The 16,793-nt window shown below is 39.6% G+C and carries 20 protein-coding genes and 1 tRNA gene; 5 read left to right on the top strand and 16 right to left on the bottom strand.

The window, feature by feature from the left end; genetic code table 11:
- Positions 1–34: 34 nt before the first annotated feature.
- From FC73_RS06560 to FC73_RS06550, 4 genes are all read right to left on the bottom strand, one after another.
- Positions 35–367, bottom strand: a complete 333-nt coding sequence (locus tag FC73_RS06560; protein WP_010022114.1) for a helix-turn-helix transcriptional regulator — start codon at positions 365–367, stop codon at positions 35–37.
- A 512-nt stretch (positions 368–879) separates the two neighbouring features.
- Positions 880–1,008, bottom strand: a complete 129-nt coding sequence (locus FC73_RS07130) for a hypothetical protein (protein ID WP_010022115.1) — start codon at positions 1,006–1,008, stop codon at positions 880–882.
- 170 nt (positions 1,009–1,178) lie between these two features.
- Complete coding sequence (locus tag FC73_RS06555) at positions 1,179–1,745, bottom strand: DapH/DapD/GlmU-related protein (protein WP_010022116.1); 567 nt, start codon at positions 1,743–1,745, stop codon at positions 1,179–1,181.
- Between the two features lie 113 nt (positions 1,746–1,858).
- Positions 1,859–3,085, bottom strand: a complete 1,227-nt coding sequence (locus FC73_RS06550; protein WP_010022117.1) for an ammonium transporter — start codon at positions 3,083–3,085, stop codon at positions 1,859–1,861.
- A 185-nt stretch (positions 3,086–3,270) separates the two neighbouring features.
- Between FC73_RS06550 and FC73_RS06545 the strand changes: the two genes are divergently transcribed.
- The 3 genes from FC73_RS06545 (at position 3,271) to FC73_RS06535 (ending at position 6,315) form a co-directional block, all read left to right on the top strand.
- Positions 3,271–4,020 carry an SDR family oxidoreductase gene (locus FC73_RS06545; protein ID WP_010022119.1) on the top strand — a complete coding sequence of 250 codons (750 nt, stop codon included), beginning with the start codon at positions 3,271–3,273 and terminating at the stop codon, positions 4,018–4,020.
- Positions 4,021–4,170: 150 nt separating this feature from the next.
- Positions 4,171–4,908, top strand: coding sequence for an SDR family oxidoreductase (locus tag FC73_RS06540; protein ID WP_010022120.1), 738 nt, complete (start codon positions 4,171–4,173; stop codon positions 4,906–4,908).
- Positions 4,909–5,118: 210 nt separating this feature from the next.
- Positions 5,119–6,315 carry an ATP-grasp domain-containing protein gene (locus FC73_RS06535; protein WP_010022122.1) on the top strand — a complete coding sequence of 399 codons (1,197 nt, stop codon included), beginning with the start codon at positions 5,119–5,121 and terminating at the stop codon, positions 6,313–6,315.
- Between the two features lie 6 nt (positions 6,316–6,321).
- On the opposite strand, the gene FC73_RS06530 is transcribed toward FC73_RS06535, so the two are convergent.
- From FC73_RS06530 to FC73_RS06485, 10 genes are all read right to left on the bottom strand, one after another.
- On the bottom strand, positions 6,322–7,398 hold the full coding sequence (locus FC73_RS06530) for a hypothetical protein (RefSeq protein WP_010022123.1): 1,077 nt from the start codon (positions 7,396–7,398) through the stop codon (positions 6,322–6,324).
- Between the two features lie 240 nt (positions 7,399–7,638).
- Positions 7,639–7,956 carry a carboxymuconolactone decarboxylase family protein gene (locus FC73_RS06525; protein WP_010022124.1) on the bottom strand — a complete coding sequence of 106 codons (318 nt, stop codon included), beginning with the start codon at positions 7,954–7,956 and terminating at the stop codon, positions 7,639–7,641.
- A 2-nt stretch (positions 7,957–7,958) separates the two neighbouring features.
- Positions 7,959–8,375 (bottom strand): cupin domain-containing protein, encoded by a 417-nt coding sequence (locus tag FC73_RS06520; protein WP_010022125.1) that lies wholly within the window; start codon positions 8,373–8,375, stop codon positions 7,959–7,961.
- A 19-nt stretch (positions 8,376–8,394) separates the two neighbouring features.
- A complete protein-coding gene (locus tag FC73_RS06515; RefSeq protein WP_010022127.1) occupies positions 8,395–8,775 on the bottom strand; it encodes a DUF2255 family protein in 381 nt (126 codons plus the stop codon).
- 16 nt (positions 8,776–8,791) lie between these two features.
- Entirely contained in the window at positions 8,792–9,211 is a 420-nt protein-coding gene (locus FC73_RS06510; RefSeq protein ID WP_010022128.1) for a MerR family transcriptional regulator, read from the bottom strand.
- A gap of 117 nt (positions 9,212–9,328) precedes the next feature.
- Positions 9,329–10,372, bottom strand: coding sequence for a zinc-dependent alcohol dehydrogenase family protein (locus tag FC73_RS06505; protein ID WP_010022130.1), 1,044 nt, complete (start codon positions 10,370–10,372; stop codon positions 9,329–9,331).
- A gap of 22 nt (positions 10,373–10,394) precedes the next feature.
- Positions 10,395–10,997: an NAD(P)H-binding protein gene (locus FC73_RS06500; protein WP_010022131.1), complete on the bottom strand. Its 603-nt coding sequence runs from the start codon at positions 10,995–10,997 to the stop codon at positions 10,395–10,397.
- 23 nt (positions 10,998–11,020) lie between these two features.
- A complete protein-coding gene (locus FC73_RS06495) occupies positions 11,021–11,857 on the bottom strand; it encodes an aldo/keto reductase (RefSeq protein WP_010022133.1) in 837 nt (278 codons plus the stop codon).
- Between the two features lie 123 nt (positions 11,858–11,980).
- A complete protein-coding gene (locus tag FC73_RS06490) occupies positions 11,981–12,469 on the bottom strand; it encodes a GNAT family N-acetyltransferase (RefSeq protein WP_010022135.1) in 489 nt (162 codons plus the stop codon).
- Between the two features lie 65 nt (positions 12,470–12,534).
- Positions 12,535–13,254 (bottom strand): nicotinamide mononucleotide transporter, encoded by a 720-nt coding sequence (locus tag FC73_RS06485; RefSeq protein WP_010022136.1) that lies wholly within the window; start codon positions 13,252–13,254, stop codon positions 12,535–12,537.
- A gap of 203 nt (positions 13,255–13,457) precedes the next feature.
- Between FC73_RS06485 and FC73_RS06480 the strand changes: the two genes are divergently transcribed.
- Positions 13,458–14,597 carry a trans-sulfuration enzyme family protein gene (locus FC73_RS06480; RefSeq protein WP_010022137.1) on the top strand — a complete coding sequence of 380 codons (1,140 nt, stop codon included), beginning with the start codon at positions 13,458–13,460 and terminating at the stop codon, positions 14,595–14,597.
- Between the two features lie 304 nt (positions 14,598–14,901).
- A complete protein-coding gene (locus FC73_RS06475) occupies positions 14,902–15,828 on the top strand; it encodes an L-lactate dehydrogenase (RefSeq protein ID WP_010022138.1) in 927 nt (308 codons plus the stop codon).
- A 74-nt stretch (positions 15,829–15,902) separates the two neighbouring features.
- Here the strand turns inward: FC73_RS06475 and FC73_RS06470 are convergent.
- Both FC73_RS06470 and FC73_RS06465 read right to left on the bottom strand, forming a co-directional pair.
- A tRNA-Lys gene (locus FC73_RS06470) sits at positions 15,903–15,975 on the bottom strand.
- A 287-nt stretch (positions 15,976–16,262) separates the two neighbouring features.
- The coding region (locus FC73_RS06465; RefSeq protein WP_156389839.1) for an LPXTG cell wall anchor domain-containing protein at positions 16,263–16,793 on the bottom strand (531 nt) is incomplete at its 5' end.

Genomic DNA, 16,793 nt, shown 5'->3' with positions numbered 1-16,793 from the left:
GGTATTATAAAAATAATACCCAGCTTCTCTTCATTTATTTAAATACATCGACAATTGCGGGAACAAACCATCCCAGAAAACCGCCAAAAGCAAACAACAGCCACCAATAATGAGAAATAAAATACCAAAAATTCATACTGTGCGTGTGCTTTACCACCACATCACTAGATCCAAAAACGAGGTCATCAATAGTACAATTAAAAACCTTGGTTAGATTAATTAAATTAGTTAGATCAGGAGTAGAAACTCCAGCCTCCCAGTTATCAACTTCTGGCTTTGAGACTGATAACTTATTAGCAACTTCCATTTCAGACAGATGATTTGCCTGCATGTAGCTTTTTAGTCTTTCTGGAAATACGACATTCATTTGCAATCTCTCCTATCTCTCACGTAAGTAATAAACTTATGATTATTGAGAGTATATTACTTTTGGGGAATATATCAAATCGATTATTTCAGCATTTATTATATCATATAATAAATAATTATTTATTTTAATAAAAAGATCAAATTAATGATAAAATAATATAGTTGGCTCGTCGCAAATCTATTGCGAGGAGGAATTCATATTGTTAATGCTCTTATCGTCATTTATGTTACAACTTGTTGGCGGAATGATACTTTTATTATTCCAACATTGGCTAAACAAGTAGTAACAAGTGAGCCAACATTTTGGCCATGCCACAAAAAAGCCCTTAACTATTGCAGTAGTTAGGGGCTTTTGGCATTCATATTGTTAATCTCTTATATTTTTATTATAACACATAAATTCATTGTTTATAAAAAGAACTTACCGCTCCAGCTAATAAGCTAATTTCATCAGTTCACTACAAATTTATGATCTGTGTAACTATTACTGATTTAATTATGTCTAATCAATTATTTTCCTTCAAATTTAGGGTTTCCATACGTATACGACCAAGCCGTGATTCCAATAATGGAAATTACTCCTAGAATTATAGAACCAACTAACAATGGAGTATCACTATAGTATTTTTTGTTTTTCATATTAATCTCTTCTTCTTTTTTCTCTTATATTACCACTTTAGCCAACATTTTGGTCATGCCACAAAAAAGCCCTTAACTATCGCATTAGTTAAGGGCTTTTGGCACTAATATTGTTAATATTTTACATTTTTATTATAACACATAAATCTAACTACTTACTAAACCAAAAATCATTCTTTCCCTTTCATCGGCTTCGCTGGATCCCCAACGTACGTTGAATTAGCTGGAACATCTCGAGTCACAACTGATCCTGCCCCAATAATGGCATTTTCACCAATCGTCACTCCCGGAAGTACAATGGTTCCGGTTCCAAGCCATGCGTTCTTATGAATGTGAATTGCCTTAGCGGTAACCAGATCACGGTGATCAGGACGCGTATCATGATTCAGGGTGATTAGTGAAACTCGTGGCCCAATCAAGACGTTTTCATCAAGATAAATCCCACCACCATCATCAAAAAGGCAATCGGTGTTGATTAGGACTCCTGGCTTTAAGAAAATATTACGGCCAAAATCAGTCTGAAAGGGCGGAATAACCATGACATTATCGGGAACCTTCCTCCCGGTAATCTTTGCCAATAACTCTTGTCTGGTAGCGGGGTTAGCTTCACTATTAAATTGTTTTAGTAATACCGCATTTTGATATTGAACATCAAATAGTGGTGCAAAAGATGGGTCACGGAAATTGAAGGTGCCACCGTTTAAAGCGGCTTTAATCAGTTCGTCTGCTTGTGTCATAATTATCTACCTCATTCTTTATTTTTTAGAGCTCTTAAAGCTCTTGTGATGAAAAAAACATTATCTGATTGTAATTAGTACCAAGAGCCCTCCAAATCAACCTTAAAACGCTTTTAATCATTAATTACATCACAATCAATCCGTTCCTTATGTTCACTTAAGTCGAGCCCCTTTGTCTCTTCCTCAGGGGTAACTCGCATCTTCGTAACGTGTTTTAAGACTAGCACAATTAGGAACACCATGATGGCAACAAACACAATACTAAAGGTCGTTGCAAGTAGCTGAATCCAGAACTGGTGTAAGGATCCACCAGCGAAAATCCCATTGAATTTTACCTGAGGATTGATGGCCTTACTGGCAAACAGTCCCGTCAAAAGACTTCCAACGATTCCAGAAATGCCATGACAACCGAAGGCATCGAGCGTATCGTCAACGTGCAAACGTGGTTTTAAGTATTTAATGAACGTGTAACTGCACAGGGTGGCAATGATTCCAATCGCAATGGCACTGCCAATGCCGACAAAACCACAGGCCGGCGTGATGGCAACTAGACCACAAAGGGTTCCGGTACATGCGCCCATCAGGGATGGTGCTCCTAAGATGAAGACATCTAAAATGATCCAAGTCAACATGGAAGTGGCAGTGGCAATCGTCGTGGTCAACATGGCCTGAAACGCAATGTGATTAATGGCAAGAGCTGAACCACAGTTAAAGCCATACCAACCAAGCCACAGGATGACGGTTCCAAGAAAGACCCACGTTAGGTTATAGGCTTTATCGTTTTTACCACGATGATGTCTCCCAAGCATGATGGCCAAGACTAGCGCAGTAATCCCAGCGTTAATGTGAATGACCGTGCCACCGGCAAAGTCCAGCACACCCATTTGTTGTAAGAAGCCTCCACCCCAAACGATGTGAACCAATGGGTAATAAATCAAGATACACCAGGCAATCGTAAACAGAATCAGGAATTTAAACTTCATCCGACCAACGATGCCACCAATCCAGAGGGCGGGCGTAATCACCGCAAACATCATCTGAAACAGCATGTAGGATCCGTTTGAAATGGGTCCAGCAGTAGCCGGAGCGGTGAAATTAAAGTTATGGAGCATAAAATCATGCAAACCACCAATAATATTGAAGTAGTTTCCAGAAAACGACAGTGAGTAACCAATGATTACCCACAAAAGAACCGGAATACTACACATGATGAACACTGACATGAGCGTGTTAACCACGTTTTTTCTTGAAACCATCCCGGCGTAGAAGAACGCCAGTCCTGGCGTCATAAAGAACACTAAAATCGTACATATAAACACAAAAACTTCGTTTGCTGCCATTTATGTCACACCCGTTTTCTAATTTAATGAATAACCATAGTTTAGGCTTTAATTTTCATTTGAACAGGTTTGATGTCTCAATATGTGACATGAAACAAGAACTTTCTTCAAGTCATCCTTCTTGACTTAGAGTGGACACGAGGGTTTATAGTTATAATAGTTAAATATGAAAGGAGTTAATGATTATGTCTGTTGAAAATAAAGTAGTCGTAATTACTGGTGGTTCTTCCGGAATAGGAGAAGCTACCGCTAAACTAGCACTGACAAGAGGTGCCAAAGTGGTCGTTGGATCACGTAATGAAGAAAAATTAGAACGAATGGCCGATGAAGTTGACCATCCGGAAAACTTTGCCTACAAACTAACTGACGTTACCAAAAAGGACCAAGTTCAGGCCTTAGTTGACCTGGCCATCGACAAGTTTGGTAAGTTAGACGTCATTTACAACAACGCCGGCATCATGCCACAAGGTCCAGTTGATGATCCCAATAAATTAAGTGAATGGCAAGCCATTTTGGACACCAATATCATGGGAGTCCTCAACGGAATTGTTGCTGCTGTTCCCCAAATGAAGAAGCAGGGTCACGGTTTGATCATGGCAACTGATTCCGTTGCTGGTCACGTGGTTTACCCTGGTTCAGCCGTTTACAACGGTTCCAAGTACGCCGTTAAGGCCATCATGGAAGGATTACGTCAGGAACAACACAAGAATGGTATCAAGACGGGAGTTGTTTCACCAGGTTCCGTTAACACGAACTTGATGTCCACCATCCACGATGACACCATTAGAAAAGGTATCGAGGACACCAGCAACAGTACCAAGAACGGCTGGTTAAGTTCTGAAGATATCGCTGAATTGGCCGTCTTCATGATGAGCCAACCAGAAAACGTTGATATTAACGAAATTCTGGTTCGTCCAACCGACCAAGACATTTAACTTAAACCTAGTTTAAATTCAACTCCTACTCACGCGAGTAGGAGTTTTTCGTTACACAATCTTAATCATTTTGAGCGTTCATTTACTTGAATCAGACTTCAATTAAGCGTTAAATGGTTTCATATCGTAAGTTAAGAGAGGAGTTTTGATATGACAATTGAAAATAAAGTCGTCGTTATCACCGGCGGTAGCTCTGGGATGGGAGCCGCTACTACGAAGTTAGCCCTAGCACGAGGTGCTAAGGTGGTGGTTGGTGCCAGAAACAAAGATCAACTAGAACAACTCGCCACCGAAGTTGATAATCCCAAAAACTTTTCTTATCGGGTCACCGACGTCACGAAGAAAGAAGACGTCCAAGAACTAGTCGGCATGGCCATCAGTCAGTACGGTCAGCTTGACGTGATGTACAACAACGCTGGGATCATGCCACAAGGACCAGTTGATGATCCTGATCGTTTGATTGACTGGGAAAAGACCATCAACACCAATATTATGGGAGTCTTAAATGGCATCGTCGCTGCCGTTCCTCAGATGAAACAACAGGGACAAGGCCTCATCATGGCAACCGATTCCGTTGCTGGTCACGTAGTTTATCCTAATTCAGCAGTTTATAATGGTTCTAAATACGCTGTGAAAGCCATTATGGAGGGCTTACGTCAGGAACAACACAAAAACGGCATTAAGACGGGAATCGTCTCACCAGGATTTGTGGATACGAACCTGATGGATACCATCAATGACGATGAGATTAGAAATCAAATTGAAGCTGGTAAAAAAGGTTGGTTGAGTCCAGAAAACATTGCGGAAATCGCGGTCTTCATGATGAGTCAACCAGAAAACGTTGATATTAACGAAATTTTGGTTCGTCCAACCGATCAAGATGTTTAATTGAATTAGATATAAATAAACCTTCACTCAATGAGTGAAGGTTTTTTGTCATTAATCAACTTTTTATTAACCGTTCAGTTCCGAAGAACACAATTTGAATTAAAAAGTGATTAATCCCCGCTTCGCCATCATTTGTGTTATGATACGAAAAATCAAAATTACGTTGGCCATATGATACATTTTAGCTTGCAAGAATAAGGAGATCGGACCATGAAATTTTTTATTTGGAAATATAATCCGAAAGTAATTCAAATGCAACCATCAGACAATATTCTAGTACTAGCTCCCAGACATCAACAAAAGAACTATCAAGAGTGTGACGTTAATAACGTTGTCTTTTTTGATAACATCAGTTTTAAATCAATGGATGAATTCTTTCAAAAACAAAAAGCAAGTGGAATTAAAATTGACGATATTATTACCCTAGATGAACAAGCCATGGATTGGGTTGGAACTTTAAAGGAGATGTTTACCACTAAAAACGGCTTATCTAACTTGTTGTTCAAGGATAAATACTTTATGCGAACTACCCTAATGAATACTGTCAAAGAACCCCATTTTGAATGTATCAACACCGAAAACGTCAATCAAATTAATTTCAAAAATGGACTAGTAAAACCCAGAAGATCAGACTCTGCCAGGGGTATCTCTCATTTTCACAATCAAATTGATTTCAAAAAGCTCAGCAATCAATCAGGATACTTTGATGCTGAATCTTTCTTAGCCGAAGAATTCGTTGATTACGATACGATGTTTGCTGTTGATGGATATACTGATCTACAGGGTCACGAACAGTTTTTCGCAAATGAATATTCCTCCAAAATTAGTGATTATGGTAAAGCAGACTTTTTAGCCGTTCACACTAGTTCACTTTATAATGAAACTAACCTAAGCCACATTAAACGACTATTTAACTTGTCAAAAAGAGTCTTGAAAAAGATTGCTACTCCTGGGGAAGTCATTCCTTTTCACTTCGAATGGTTTTACAACCAAAAGAAAGACGAGTTTATTTTCGGTGAAGTTGGCAAGCGCTTTGGTGGAGTTCAAATCCCTGAATTAATTAACAAATCCTTTGGAATCAACGTTTTAAAGGAATACTGGCAACTACTAAATGGAAAAGCCAATGAAATCAACTTTCAAAATCAAATTGTCAGACCATCACAGTGCTCAACGTCATACATTCAGATGCAGAAAAACCACAAAGTTATGACTAAAACACTTGCTCATTTATTTAAAAATCAATTTTTTTACAAACAATACATCCCCTTAAACACTCCAGCTAAAAGTGCATCATCTGTCGATGACGCATTCTTTCTTACACAATTTACATCTCAAGATGTTAATGAATCAGACCAATACTGTCGTCAACTTAACACTGCCTTCCAAGAAACTACTAAGCCAAAATAATTCTATCTATTTTCCTTCATTCACCATCTCAACACCCTTAATTAGCGTGTCGACAGAATTAATCCCTGAACAAAACGGTAAGTCAGTAAAATAACGTAGATCTTTAATCCCATAATTCCTAAAATACTCATTTCTTCCTTGAAGTACCCGTTGGATGTCGTCTGTAATACCAAAACGATCTGCTAAAGTGAAACTGTCGTACTTATCTAATGTATCCAACTTAATATTTCTTATAAAATTAACTTCTTTGACTATTTCCTCGTACAAATCATCATTCACAAATTTTTCAATTTTCTGTGGAGCAACTTTCAATGAAAAGAGCTGAAGTGCCAACTCCTTAGACATTGATTTCACAGAATGACCTAGATAACTTGATTTAACCTTAATATCATAGTCCGAAATAAACGAAAGACATTTTAGAATAGCAAAGAGCTTAATCGCTCTGGTGTCATGGACCAAATCAAAATGCTTTATTTTAAATAAGCTATCTTTTATTTTCTCATACTTCTTGGAATCAAAAATCGTTTCATAGTTCTTTTGGACCATCGTGACGTAGGATTGATTAACGTTAATTTCAAAGTAATTTTTCCCATTATATTTGAAAAAAGTACAGTCAAATAAGGGATAAGCTCTTCCGTTATTTAACTGGAAAACTTTCATGTAGTTGCCCACTTTTTGTTTACTGATGAAAAACGGACGAATCAGTTCTTCAACGTTAGTTAAATTATTTAAATCCAATTTTTGCTTGACCCCATCACCAAAAATAACCAATGAATCTAATTTAAAATTATTATTCGTTAAGTAAAATTCTATAAACAAACTAAACACCAACGACATTTTTTCTTTCGATTCATTAATACATAAAAAGTTTTCGGTATCATTTTGAATCTCCCAGTATGGGTTAATAGCTTTCATTTTTAATACTTTAGTCCAGATAGTGGGCTGTTGATAATAATAGGTTCCACGTGGCAAATTGGCATAATCAATCGATTGTAAGGCGGATCCAATGAACCATTTATCATGGAAAATGGTATGAGATGAAATGTTACTGGCATAAAGGCTATCAGCTACTTCTTCAAACATTTAGGTCACTCCTCAAAATTAATTTGGCTTCATGTTACATTTTTCATTTTAATTTGCAAGACTAGCATGATATTTATGCAATAATACTTATATCTAAGAGATAATGAATCAAACATCCAATAAATTATCTTAACTTGCCACCAAAATGGAAAATTAATAATTGATTTAAAGTGAATGTTTTATATTAAAATAACGAAGTAGATCAAAAAAGAAGCAGCTTCCTAGCTGCTTCTTTTGTATCTATTCACCATAAATTTCTTTTGCCATTGTCATAGCCGTCCATGCTTTGGGCCAGCCTGCATAAAATGCCAATTGCGTAATTAATTCCACCATTTCATCCTTAGTGACTCCGTTGTTCTTAGCAATTTGCATGTGGGGTCTTAATTGTGGGACTCCTTGAGTCAATAAACTTGCGACCGTAATTAAACTACGTTGTTTAGGCGATAATTTGTCTTCACGTGACCAAACTTGCCCAAACAAAACATCATCGTTTAATTCCGCAAATTTTGGCGCAAAGTCACCGAAATTTTCGTGTCCTGCTGTTTGTTTCTTTGCCATCATTATTCTCCTAACTTATCGTATTCTTCATCAGAGACTGGTTCGAGAAATTTTGACTTGCCCTTAGTAATTGCAATGTGTTCAAACCAGCTATCTTTGGTAGCACCATGCCAATGTTTAACGTTACTCTTAGTAACAACAACATTGCCAGGAACTAAGTGACGTGCTGGTTTCCCTTCTTCTTGATACCAACCTTCACCACCAGTAACTAGTAAAATTTGGTAACCATAATGAACGTGCCAATTATTACGACAACCGGGTTCAAAAGTAACATTTCCAACACTAACATCAATGTCAGGATCGTTAACTAACGGATCTTGCCAACTCTTTCCACTAAAATACTTTTCATAAGCAGTATTCGGACCGCCAACCGGAAAAATGACACCATTTTTGACGTTTTCATTTTTAATATCTGGCATAACTATTCTCCTCTCTTAATTATTTTGGTTCAGCCTGAACGGTCGCACTTACTGGTCCATCTTCTAACATAGGTGGCATGTATGGGCTTCCAGCATACTTTTGTTTATATTCGTCACTAACCGCTTTTTTAGTGGCATCATCGTCATCAGCCTTAGCAAAGTTAACTTCATAATCCTGGTTAGCTAAATGAATGCGACCAGCACCTTGTTTCATGGCTGATTTGTACCAACTTGAATTTTGACCATTGGCAGCCCGTACATACAATTTTCCATTTACAACAACGGACCAAATCCACGTTGGTGTTCCATACGTTACCCCATCATCATAAAATGGTGAAACATGCATATCATCAGCCTTTGAAAATTCTTTTAATTGTTCATCTGTCCAATTTTTTGCCATTTTTCATAACTCCAATCTATTCAAATCGTTTTAAGTATTCACTAAATCCCTCTGAGTCAGAGATGGTATGATCTAATTTTCCCTCATACCAATCGATTTTATGAGACAAGACCTTTAGATGCATCTTCATCTCATCAATTTGAGAAAGACTATTTTTCCGAACTCGTTTTAACAAATCTTTCCGCTGTTCAATCGTTGAATCACCCTGGGCACGTAATTTTATGTATTCCTCGATTTCATTCATTGACATCCCAGTTCCCTTTAAATGAAGGAGAAATCCAATCCAAGAAATATCTTGTTCCGTATAATACCGTCGCCCATTTTTATCACGATTAGGAATAATTAATCCTTCTCGCTCATAGTAACGAAGGGTATAGCTCGTTAATCCAACTACTTTACTAAATTCACCAATACTATACTTTTTGTTTCCTTCCATTTGTACTGAAAGCCCCCTCTCTTTGATACATAATTAACTTATTACTTACAGTTAACTGTAAGTCAAGCAACTTGAATAAAAAAAGAAATCACTCCTCAAGAGTGATTTCTTAGTTTATTAATCTTTATCAACAATGACCAATGACTTGATGGCCTTGCGTTTATCCATGGCATCATAGGCATCCTGAATATGATCAAGATCAAATTCCTTGGTAAAGACTTTCCCGGGATTAATCTTGCCATCTAAGACCGCTTTCAACAAAACTTCTCGGTCATAAGTGGTAACGGGTGCGATTCCACCACGTAAGCCAGTGTTGTTAAAGAACAGGTTGTTAGTGTTCATTTCAGCCTTTTGTGGAATTCCCACTCGACCAACCACGGCACCTGGTCTAGCAACCTTAGTTGCAGTATCGACAGATTGTTCGGTTCCAACACATTCAAGAATCGCATCGGCACCAGCGCCATCAGTGAGTTCCATGACGTGCTTAACGGCCTCATCCCCACGTTCTGGGACAATATCAGTGGCACCGAATTCTTTGGCTAACTTCTGGCGGTCTTCATGACGACTCATGGCAATAATCCGCTTAGCGCCACGCAACTTGGCCGCAATCACACCACAAAGACCAACGGCTCCGTCACCCATGACGACAACCGTGTCACCGTCTTTGACTTCCGCACTGGCAGCGGCATGATAACCCGTTGCCATGACGTCAGACAACGTTACCAAGGATTTCAACATTTCATCGGAATAGTCTTCTGGTTGGCCAGGAATCTTAACGAGTCCCCAGTTGGCGTTGATGTATCTGAAATATTGCGCCTGATAACCAATGTTAGCATCCTTTTCCTGGTTCATACAGTTACCATCAAAACCAGCTAAACAAGCGGCACAGTGACCGCAACCATGGGTAAATGGCGCAATCACAAAGTCACCTGGTTTGACGTCTTTGACGTCGGATCCAACTGAATCCACGATTCCGATTGCTTCATGTCCCACAAACGTGTTGGCCTTTCGTTCATCAATGCCACGATACCACCAGAGATCAGAACCACATACACTGGCACGAACCACCTTGATAATGGCGTCCGTTGGCTTTTCGATCTTAGGTTTTGGCGTGTCAACGAGTTCGACATCACCCGGTTTAATAAATTCAGTTGCTTTCATTTTAATTCCTCACATTCATTAATTATGCTTTTCGATTAATGGCGATACTTTCTCTGACATCCAGTTGATCATCTTTAAGTAAGCGGGTGGCCAGATCGGCAATGCTGGCGACGGCAACCCGATTGCCACTAACGAACTGCCCCTTATACGTAATCTCGTACTCACTACTACCGTTATCAAACCAGCCCGGTCGAATCAGCGTGTAGTCTAAATCAGAGCTTTCAATCACGTCAGCAGCCTTCCGGTACGGTTCCAGACGCGGATTATTCTTTAGGTTTCCACTGGCTGAAACCTCCGTGGGAACCTCATTGTAGATTCCCATAGATGTGATAAAGACCAACCGTTTGACGTTTTCGTCATCCATTGCCTGAACAATGTTCTTAGCCATTTCGGGTAAATTCCCACTAAGAGCCACGAACACTTCGTCCTGACCTTTCACTACTTTTTCTAAGGCCGATAAATCATTCACATCACCACTAATGGCTTTTTCACGATCATTATTACTAAATTTTTGACCAGAACTTCTGGAAAACAAGGTCAGAAAGTCATCAGTCTGATCCAATAAATTTCTTCTGACGGCTTGTCCTACGTTGCCAGTTGCTCCGATAATTAAAATTTTTTTCATATGATAAGCCTCGTGTGCTTTAATTATTTAACAAAGTTCTGAATCGTAATTGGATCACGATGATCGAAGAACTGGCTTTCGCCCTTGTCTAAGTTGGCAATTTGCTTCATATCGTCGTCACTTAATTCAAAGTCAAAGATATCGATGTTTTCTTCCATTCGGTCCTTATGAGTTGATTTTGCAAGTGTTACGATACCACGTTGATACTCCCAACGTAAGATGACCTGACCAACGCTCTTACCGTACTTTTCACCGATTGATTTCAACGTTTCGTTGTTGAAAATGTCGTGCTTGCCTTCCGCAAAGGGTGCCCAAGCTTCGGGACGAACCCCGAAGGATTTAAGGTAATCAACAGAGGTCTTTTGTTGTTCCCATGGGTTGATTTCAATTTGATCAATGACAGGTTTAACGTCGTTGAACATTGCTAAGTTAGTGATTTGGTCGTCGTAGAAGTTGGAAACTCCGATGGACTTAATCTTGCCCTCTTTTTGCATCTCTTCAAGCGCTCTCCATGAGCCAAAGGTGTCACCATAAGGCTGATGAATCAAGTACATATCAAGATAATCAAGTCCTAATTTCTTAAGACTAGTCTCAACCATTTTCTTGGCCTTGTCGTAGCCACTGTCAGTGAACCAAACCTTAGAAGTCACGAATAAGTCTTCACACTTAACACCCGACTTCTTAAGTCCCCGGCCAACGGCCTCTTCGTTCTTGTAGTATTGAGCGGTATCAATCAAACGGTATCCTGATTCAATGGCATCAATCACCGATTGTTCCGCTTGTTCAGGATCGGTAATTTGAAAGGTTCCGAAGCCAGTTGCTGGTATCTTGTTGCCGTCATTTAAAGTAAAATATTCCATAATAGATCTCCTTGTTTGCTGTTATTTGTTAACTAACCATAATTTACACCATCACTTGGGATTCGATGCAAGTAAAGTGTTTCTAATATCAAAAAAGGACAGCCACTAATGGTTGTCCTTAATTTATGCATTTTCAAATTTGGCCATCCAGTAAACGTCACGATACTTGCCGTTAACATAAAACTGGCCCTTTAAAGTTCCCTCAATCTTAAAGCCAAACTTTTCGTAAATGTGAACGGCAGGCTTATTTTCCACGTCCACGTACAGAAAAATCTTATGGAGATTCAGCGTCTCAAATCCATACTTAACGCAGGCATCAAACGCTTCTTGTGCGATCCCATTGCCCACGAATTCATCACTTAGGGCAATCTCAATTTCAGCATTACGGTCCCGTGAGTTAATGTCAATCAGTGCCACAATGCCCGCGAACTTTCCGTTCACGTCAATCGCAAAATTGCGAATGGCGGGATCGTTGTTCTCACGTTCATACCTCGCCTCTAGTGACATCATCGATTCGTATGGTTCGGCAAACCAGTAATCCATGGTCGGCTTATCATTGAATAATTCATGAAGTTTTGGTAAATCAGTTTTTTCTAAGGCACATAATTTCATTAAAATTTCCTCGATTATCTTTTATTAGTGCCTAAATGTTATCAATTTTTGAACACTTTGACAATTTATTCTATTTTAGACGATTTTAAAATCGGTTTCTCCCAGAAATCGAGCGCCGCAATCGAATTAATAATGTAGTAAATGTATTTGCCAACGTTCGCAAAGTTGCCCTGAACGACGGCTTTAAGAAACTGGATCAAATTGTAAATAAACCAGTATTTCCATTGAACGGTCAACTTCATCGCGTTTAAAATATTGGCCGATAGTGATAAATCAAAGGCAATTACGACAATCCAGAATAAGAGGTGAGTGAATCCGCTTGGCCAACCAACTAGATTAGCCGCAAACGAAAACAGGAAACTACCCAACAGGATTCCGGTCATGACCAGCCACTTCTTTGCGCCAGTGAAGGGCCGACTGGCCTGATATTTCTTCGTTTTCATCCATTTATTAATCGCAAACGTGTAGATGATGAAGGTCACGGGATACGTGACCACGGCGGCCTTATTGCCTAAGACATAATCAATGAAGGCCGATAACACTACGTTAATTAGCCCGATGATGTTTCCCAGATTATTCATCCGACCAGTCAAACGGGTGGAATAGATTGACAGGATCGAGTTCACGATCGAAATCATCCCAAAGGGCACAAAAATCGCCCATCCACCCCAGTGAGTCACATCCGCCAGATTTTCGGTTAGATAACCACTAGCAATCGAGATAACCACCACAATCCCAACTCCAATTAGGTCAAACCACTTACTTTTCGCTAATGCATGCCACATTATGAACATCTCCTCATTGTTTTTAGCGAGGCGTACCGGAAGCAACCCTCGTTCTTTTTTATTACAAATAGTTGAACAGTTTAAGTATAGCATTTATCCTAGAAAATACTTAACAAAATTACCTAAGAAGTAATCCCTTCTCTTCAATTCATCATTAGTCTATAATCGATCTCAATAATCATATTCTACGGAGGTTTTTTACTTTGCACATTGACACAAAATTAATTCACGGAGGCATCAGTGGTGACAAGGAAACGGGCGCTGTTTCCGTTCCGGTCTACCGAACATCAACTTTCAAACAAACTAAGCTCGGTGGCAATCCCCGCTGGGAATATTCCAGAACTGGGAATCCCACTCGTTACGCCCTTGAGACCCAGATGGCTGACCTTGAAAATGGAACGGCTGGTTTCGCATTTAGTTCAGGAACCGCTGCCATCAACACGATCCTTTCGATGTACTCACAGGGTGATCACATCATCGTCGGCCAGGATTTATACGGTGGCACCATTCGTCTGATTAACCAAGTTATGAAGCGCTTTGGCTTGGAATTCACGGCTGTTGACATGCAGGATCCTAACGCGGTGGAGAATGCTTTTCGGGATAATACCAAAGCAATTTACTTTGAAACCCCAACCAATCCACTGTTGACGGTCGCTGACATCAAGAAATTATCGGAAATTGCGAAAAAGCATGGTGCTAAAACGATTGTCGACAATACCTTTGCCACTCCGTACAACCAGAACCCGTTGGATTTAGGGGCTGACGTAGTCGTTCATTCCGCTACGAAATACCTTGGCGGCCACAGCGACGTCGTGGCTGGAATTGCCATTACCAACGACGACAAGATTGCCGAACAACTGGCCTTTTTGCAGAATTCCATTGGGAGCACGCTTGGTCCCGATGACAGTTGGCTGGTTCAACGTGGGATCAAGACGTTGGGTGCTCGCATGCGAGTGCATCAGGACAACACCAATGCCATTCTTAATTTTCTTAAAAATGAACCCAAAGTGGCCAAAGTCTATTATCCTGGTGATCCCGAAAATCCGAACTACGAAGTTGCCAAGAAACAGATGCGCAACTTCGGTCCGATGATTTCGTTTGAGCTGCAACCAGGGCTCTCACCAAAAACATTTGTCGAAAGTCTTCAAATTATTACCCTAGCTGAAAGCCTCGGTGGCGTTGAAAGTCTGATTGAAGTTCCAGCAGTCATGACCCACGGTTCCGTTCCACGAGAAGAACGCCTAAAGGATGGCATTGCCGATGGTTTGATTCGTTTGTCGGTCGGAATTGAGGATAAGGAAGACTTGTTGGACGATTTGAAGCAGGCATTTGATAAGATTTAAACATTATTACTAGTTTAATTATTTAATATAATGCCATTGATTGTCCCAACAAGACATAAATAGACCTGTTATAAATCTAACAGGCCCTTTTTATCCATACTAACAAAAAAGCTAATCATCACTGATTAGCCATCCACTTAACGCACCTGAAATACGCGCTTGGAAGAGATGCACAATATCTCTTCCTTTTTTATTACATTGTTATTATATGTGATAAATTAAAAATTGTCAATTCAACTTATTTTTACTCCCAATCGAAATTAATCTGTTAAACTAAAACCAAATAATTAATGGGAGGTACATTATGACTAGAAAAATTGGAATCATTGGTGACGGACACGTTGGAGCTACCGTGGCTAACTACATTGTTGTCAACGGTTTAGTTGATGACCTAGTAATGATTGACAAAAATGAAGCTAAAGTGAATGCTGACGCAATCGATTTTCGGGAAGGGATGCCTAATCTACCCTTTCACACCAATATCACCGTCAACGACTACGACGCTTTAAAAGATGCTGACATCGTTATTTCAGCCCTCGGTAAAATCAAATTGTCTAATAATGATAGTGACAATCGGTTTGCCGAATTATCTTTCAACATTGATCAAGTTAAAGAGGTCGCACCTAAGATTCGTGATTCGGGCTTCAATGGAATCTTGATCGCTATTACTAATCCGGTTGACGTGATTACCCAGTTATACCAACAAATTACCGGATTACCTAAGAAACACGTTATCGGAACTGGCACCCTCCTAGACTCTGCCAGAATGAAACAAGCAGTGGGCGAAAAATTAGGCATTGATTCGCGTTCCGTAACTGGCTACAACTTGGGTGAGCATGGCAATTCCCAGTTTACCGCTTGGTCTACTGTCAGAGCACTTGACCAACCAATTACCGAACTGGCCAAAAGTCGCAATCTCGACCTAGACGCTTTAGACCAAGCAGCTCGTTATGGTGGCTTTACGGTCATGCAAGGTAAAGGCTACACGAGTTACGGCATTGCCAGTGCTGCGGTACGATTAGCCAAAACCGTTCTGTCAGATGCACGAACCGTTCTCCCAGTCTCTAACTATCGATCTGATTACGGAGTCTACTTCTCTTATCCAGTCGTAGTTGGCAGAGATGGCATCATCGAAGACGTCCCACTGGGCTTAACCGACGAAGAAAAGAATAAGTTGCAGGCATCCGCCGACTTTATTAAGAAGAACATTGAAAAATATGGTGAAAAATAAGCGAAACATTTTCATTGAAACCATAAAAAAATGATTGACCCCAATCAGGCAATCATTTTACTTTCTATTTATAATGAGCAGCCAAGGACTTGAACCTCAATCTCACGAATAAAGAATTCGTTGCTCTAACAGTTGAGCTAGCTGCTCGAAATCAAAACTTAACTACAAGTAACATTATAATGCATATTGACGCATTCGACAACACTTTTAGCCAATCAACTTCTTAAGTTTTGCGCAATGATTGGATTACCTTAAATATATTATCCAACTTAAATACCCCATAATTATTAAATAATTATGGGGTATTTTTATGGTTAAATTTTCAGCTAAATCATATACAAAAAGCGATCAAATTCATAATGAATTTGATCGCTTAATGTTAACAGATATCAAAATACTTTTTAATTTATTATCTTAGTATCTGGTTAAAACTACTATTGGTTCTCTTTGCGTTTCTTAAGTCCCTTAAGAGCTCCACAAAGTCCAATCATAGCAAGTTCAAAAATACCTACAGCAGCTAGATCATTGCTACTTTGTCCGGTTTGAGGTAACTTGCCTGCTTTACTATTTTTCTTAGCAGCGTTATTACCGTTGTTTTCCGAAGTATTAGTTGAACCATTTGTACTTACATTAGTTGAAGTGTTGGTTGATCCATTAGTACTAATAGATAAACTATCACTGGTTGAAGCACTGCCGCTCATTGATGTGCTAGCACTGGTACTCTCAGAGTGATTATTGCTCATAGAAGTACTGGTTGAACCACTGGCACTTGTGGATAGGCTATCACTTACGGATTGGCTACCACTCATTGAGCCGCTGGCACTAGTACTCTCAGAATGATTGTTACTCATTGAGGTACTGGTTGAACCACTGGCACTCGTGGATCCACTACCACTCACGGATTGGCTACCGCTCATCGATGCACTGGCACTGGTACTCTCTGAGTGATTATTACTCATAGAAGT

The sequence above is a fragment of the Fructilactobacillus fructivorans genome (genome assembly GCF_001434095.1).
GTDB lineage: Bacteria > Bacillota > Bacilli > Lactobacillales > Lactobacillaceae > Fructilactobacillus > Fructilactobacillus fructivorans.
This window is presented reverse-complemented; position numbering and strand designations above follow the sequence as displayed.

Excerpts from the sequence above, each read along its gene's own strand:
- FC73_RS06500 (WP_010022131.1), bottom strand. The coding sequence starts at position 10,997 with ATGAAAAAAATTTTAATTATCGGAGCAACTGGCAACGTAGGACAAGCC.
- FC73_RS06540 (WP_010022120.1), top strand. The coding sequence starts at position 4,171 with ATGACAATTGAAAATAAAGTCGTCGTTATCACCGGCGGTAGCTCTGGG.
- FC73_RS06495 (WP_010022133.1), bottom strand. The coding sequence starts at position 11,857 with ATGGAATATTTTACTTTAAATGACGGCAACAAGATACCAGCAACTGGC.
- FC73_RS06485 (WP_010022136.1), bottom strand. The coding sequence starts at position 13,254 with ATGTGGCATGCATTAGCGAAAAGTAAGTGGTTTGACCTAATTGGAGTT.
- FC73_RS06555 (WP_010022116.1), bottom strand. The coding sequence starts at position 1,745 with ATGACACAAGCAGACGAACTGATTAAAGCCGCTTTAAACGGTGGCACC.
- FC73_RS06510 (WP_010022128.1), bottom strand. The coding sequence starts at position 9,211 with ATGGAAGGAAACAAAAAGTATAGTATTGGTGAATTTAGTAAAGTAGTT.
- FC73_RS06515 (WP_010022127.1), bottom strand. The coding sequence starts at position 8,775 with ATGGCAAAAAATTGGACAGATGAACAATTAAAAGAATTTTCAAAGGCT.
- FC73_RS06535 (WP_010022122.1), top strand. The coding sequence starts at position 5,119 with ATGAAATTTTTTATTTGGAAATATAATCCGAAAGTAATTCAAATGCAA.
- FC73_RS06520 (WP_010022125.1), bottom strand. The coding sequence starts at position 8,375 with ATGCCAGATATTAAAAATGAAAACGTCAAAAATGGTGTCATTTTTCCG.
- FC73_RS06525 (WP_010022124.1), bottom strand. The coding sequence starts at position 7,956 with ATGGCAAAGAAACAAACAGCAGGACACGAAAATTTCGGTGACTTTGCG.
- FC73_RS06475 (WP_010022138.1), top strand. The coding sequence starts at position 14,902 with ATGACTAGAAAAATTGGAATCATTGGTGACGGACACGTTGGAGCTACC.
- FC73_RS06505 (WP_010022130.1), bottom strand. The coding sequence starts at position 10,372 with ATGAAAGCAACTGAATTTATTAAACCGGGTGATGTCGAACTCGTTGAC.
- FC73_RS06560 (WP_010022114.1), bottom strand. The coding sequence starts at position 367 with ATGAATGTCGTATTTCCAGAAAGACTAAAAAGCTACATGCAGGCAAAT.
- FC73_RS06530 (WP_010022123.1), bottom strand. The coding sequence starts at position 7,398 with ATGTTTGAAGAAGTAGCTGATAGCCTTTATGCCAGTAACATTTCATCT.
- FC73_RS06550 (WP_010022117.1), bottom strand. The coding sequence starts at position 3,085 with ATGGCAGCAAACGAAGTTTTTGTGTTTATATGTACGATTTTAGTGTTC.
- FC73_RS07130 (WP_010022115.1), bottom strand. The coding sequence starts at position 1,008 with ATGAAAAACAAAAAATACTATAGTGATACTCCATTGTTAGTTGGTTCT.
- FC73_RS06490 (WP_010022135.1), bottom strand. The coding sequence starts at position 12,469 with ATGAAATTATGTGCCTTAGAAAAAACTGATTTACCAAAACTTCATGAA.
- FC73_RS06545 (WP_010022119.1), top strand. The coding sequence starts at position 3,271 with ATGTCTGTTGAAAATAAAGTAGTCGTAATTACTGGTGGTTCTTCCGGA.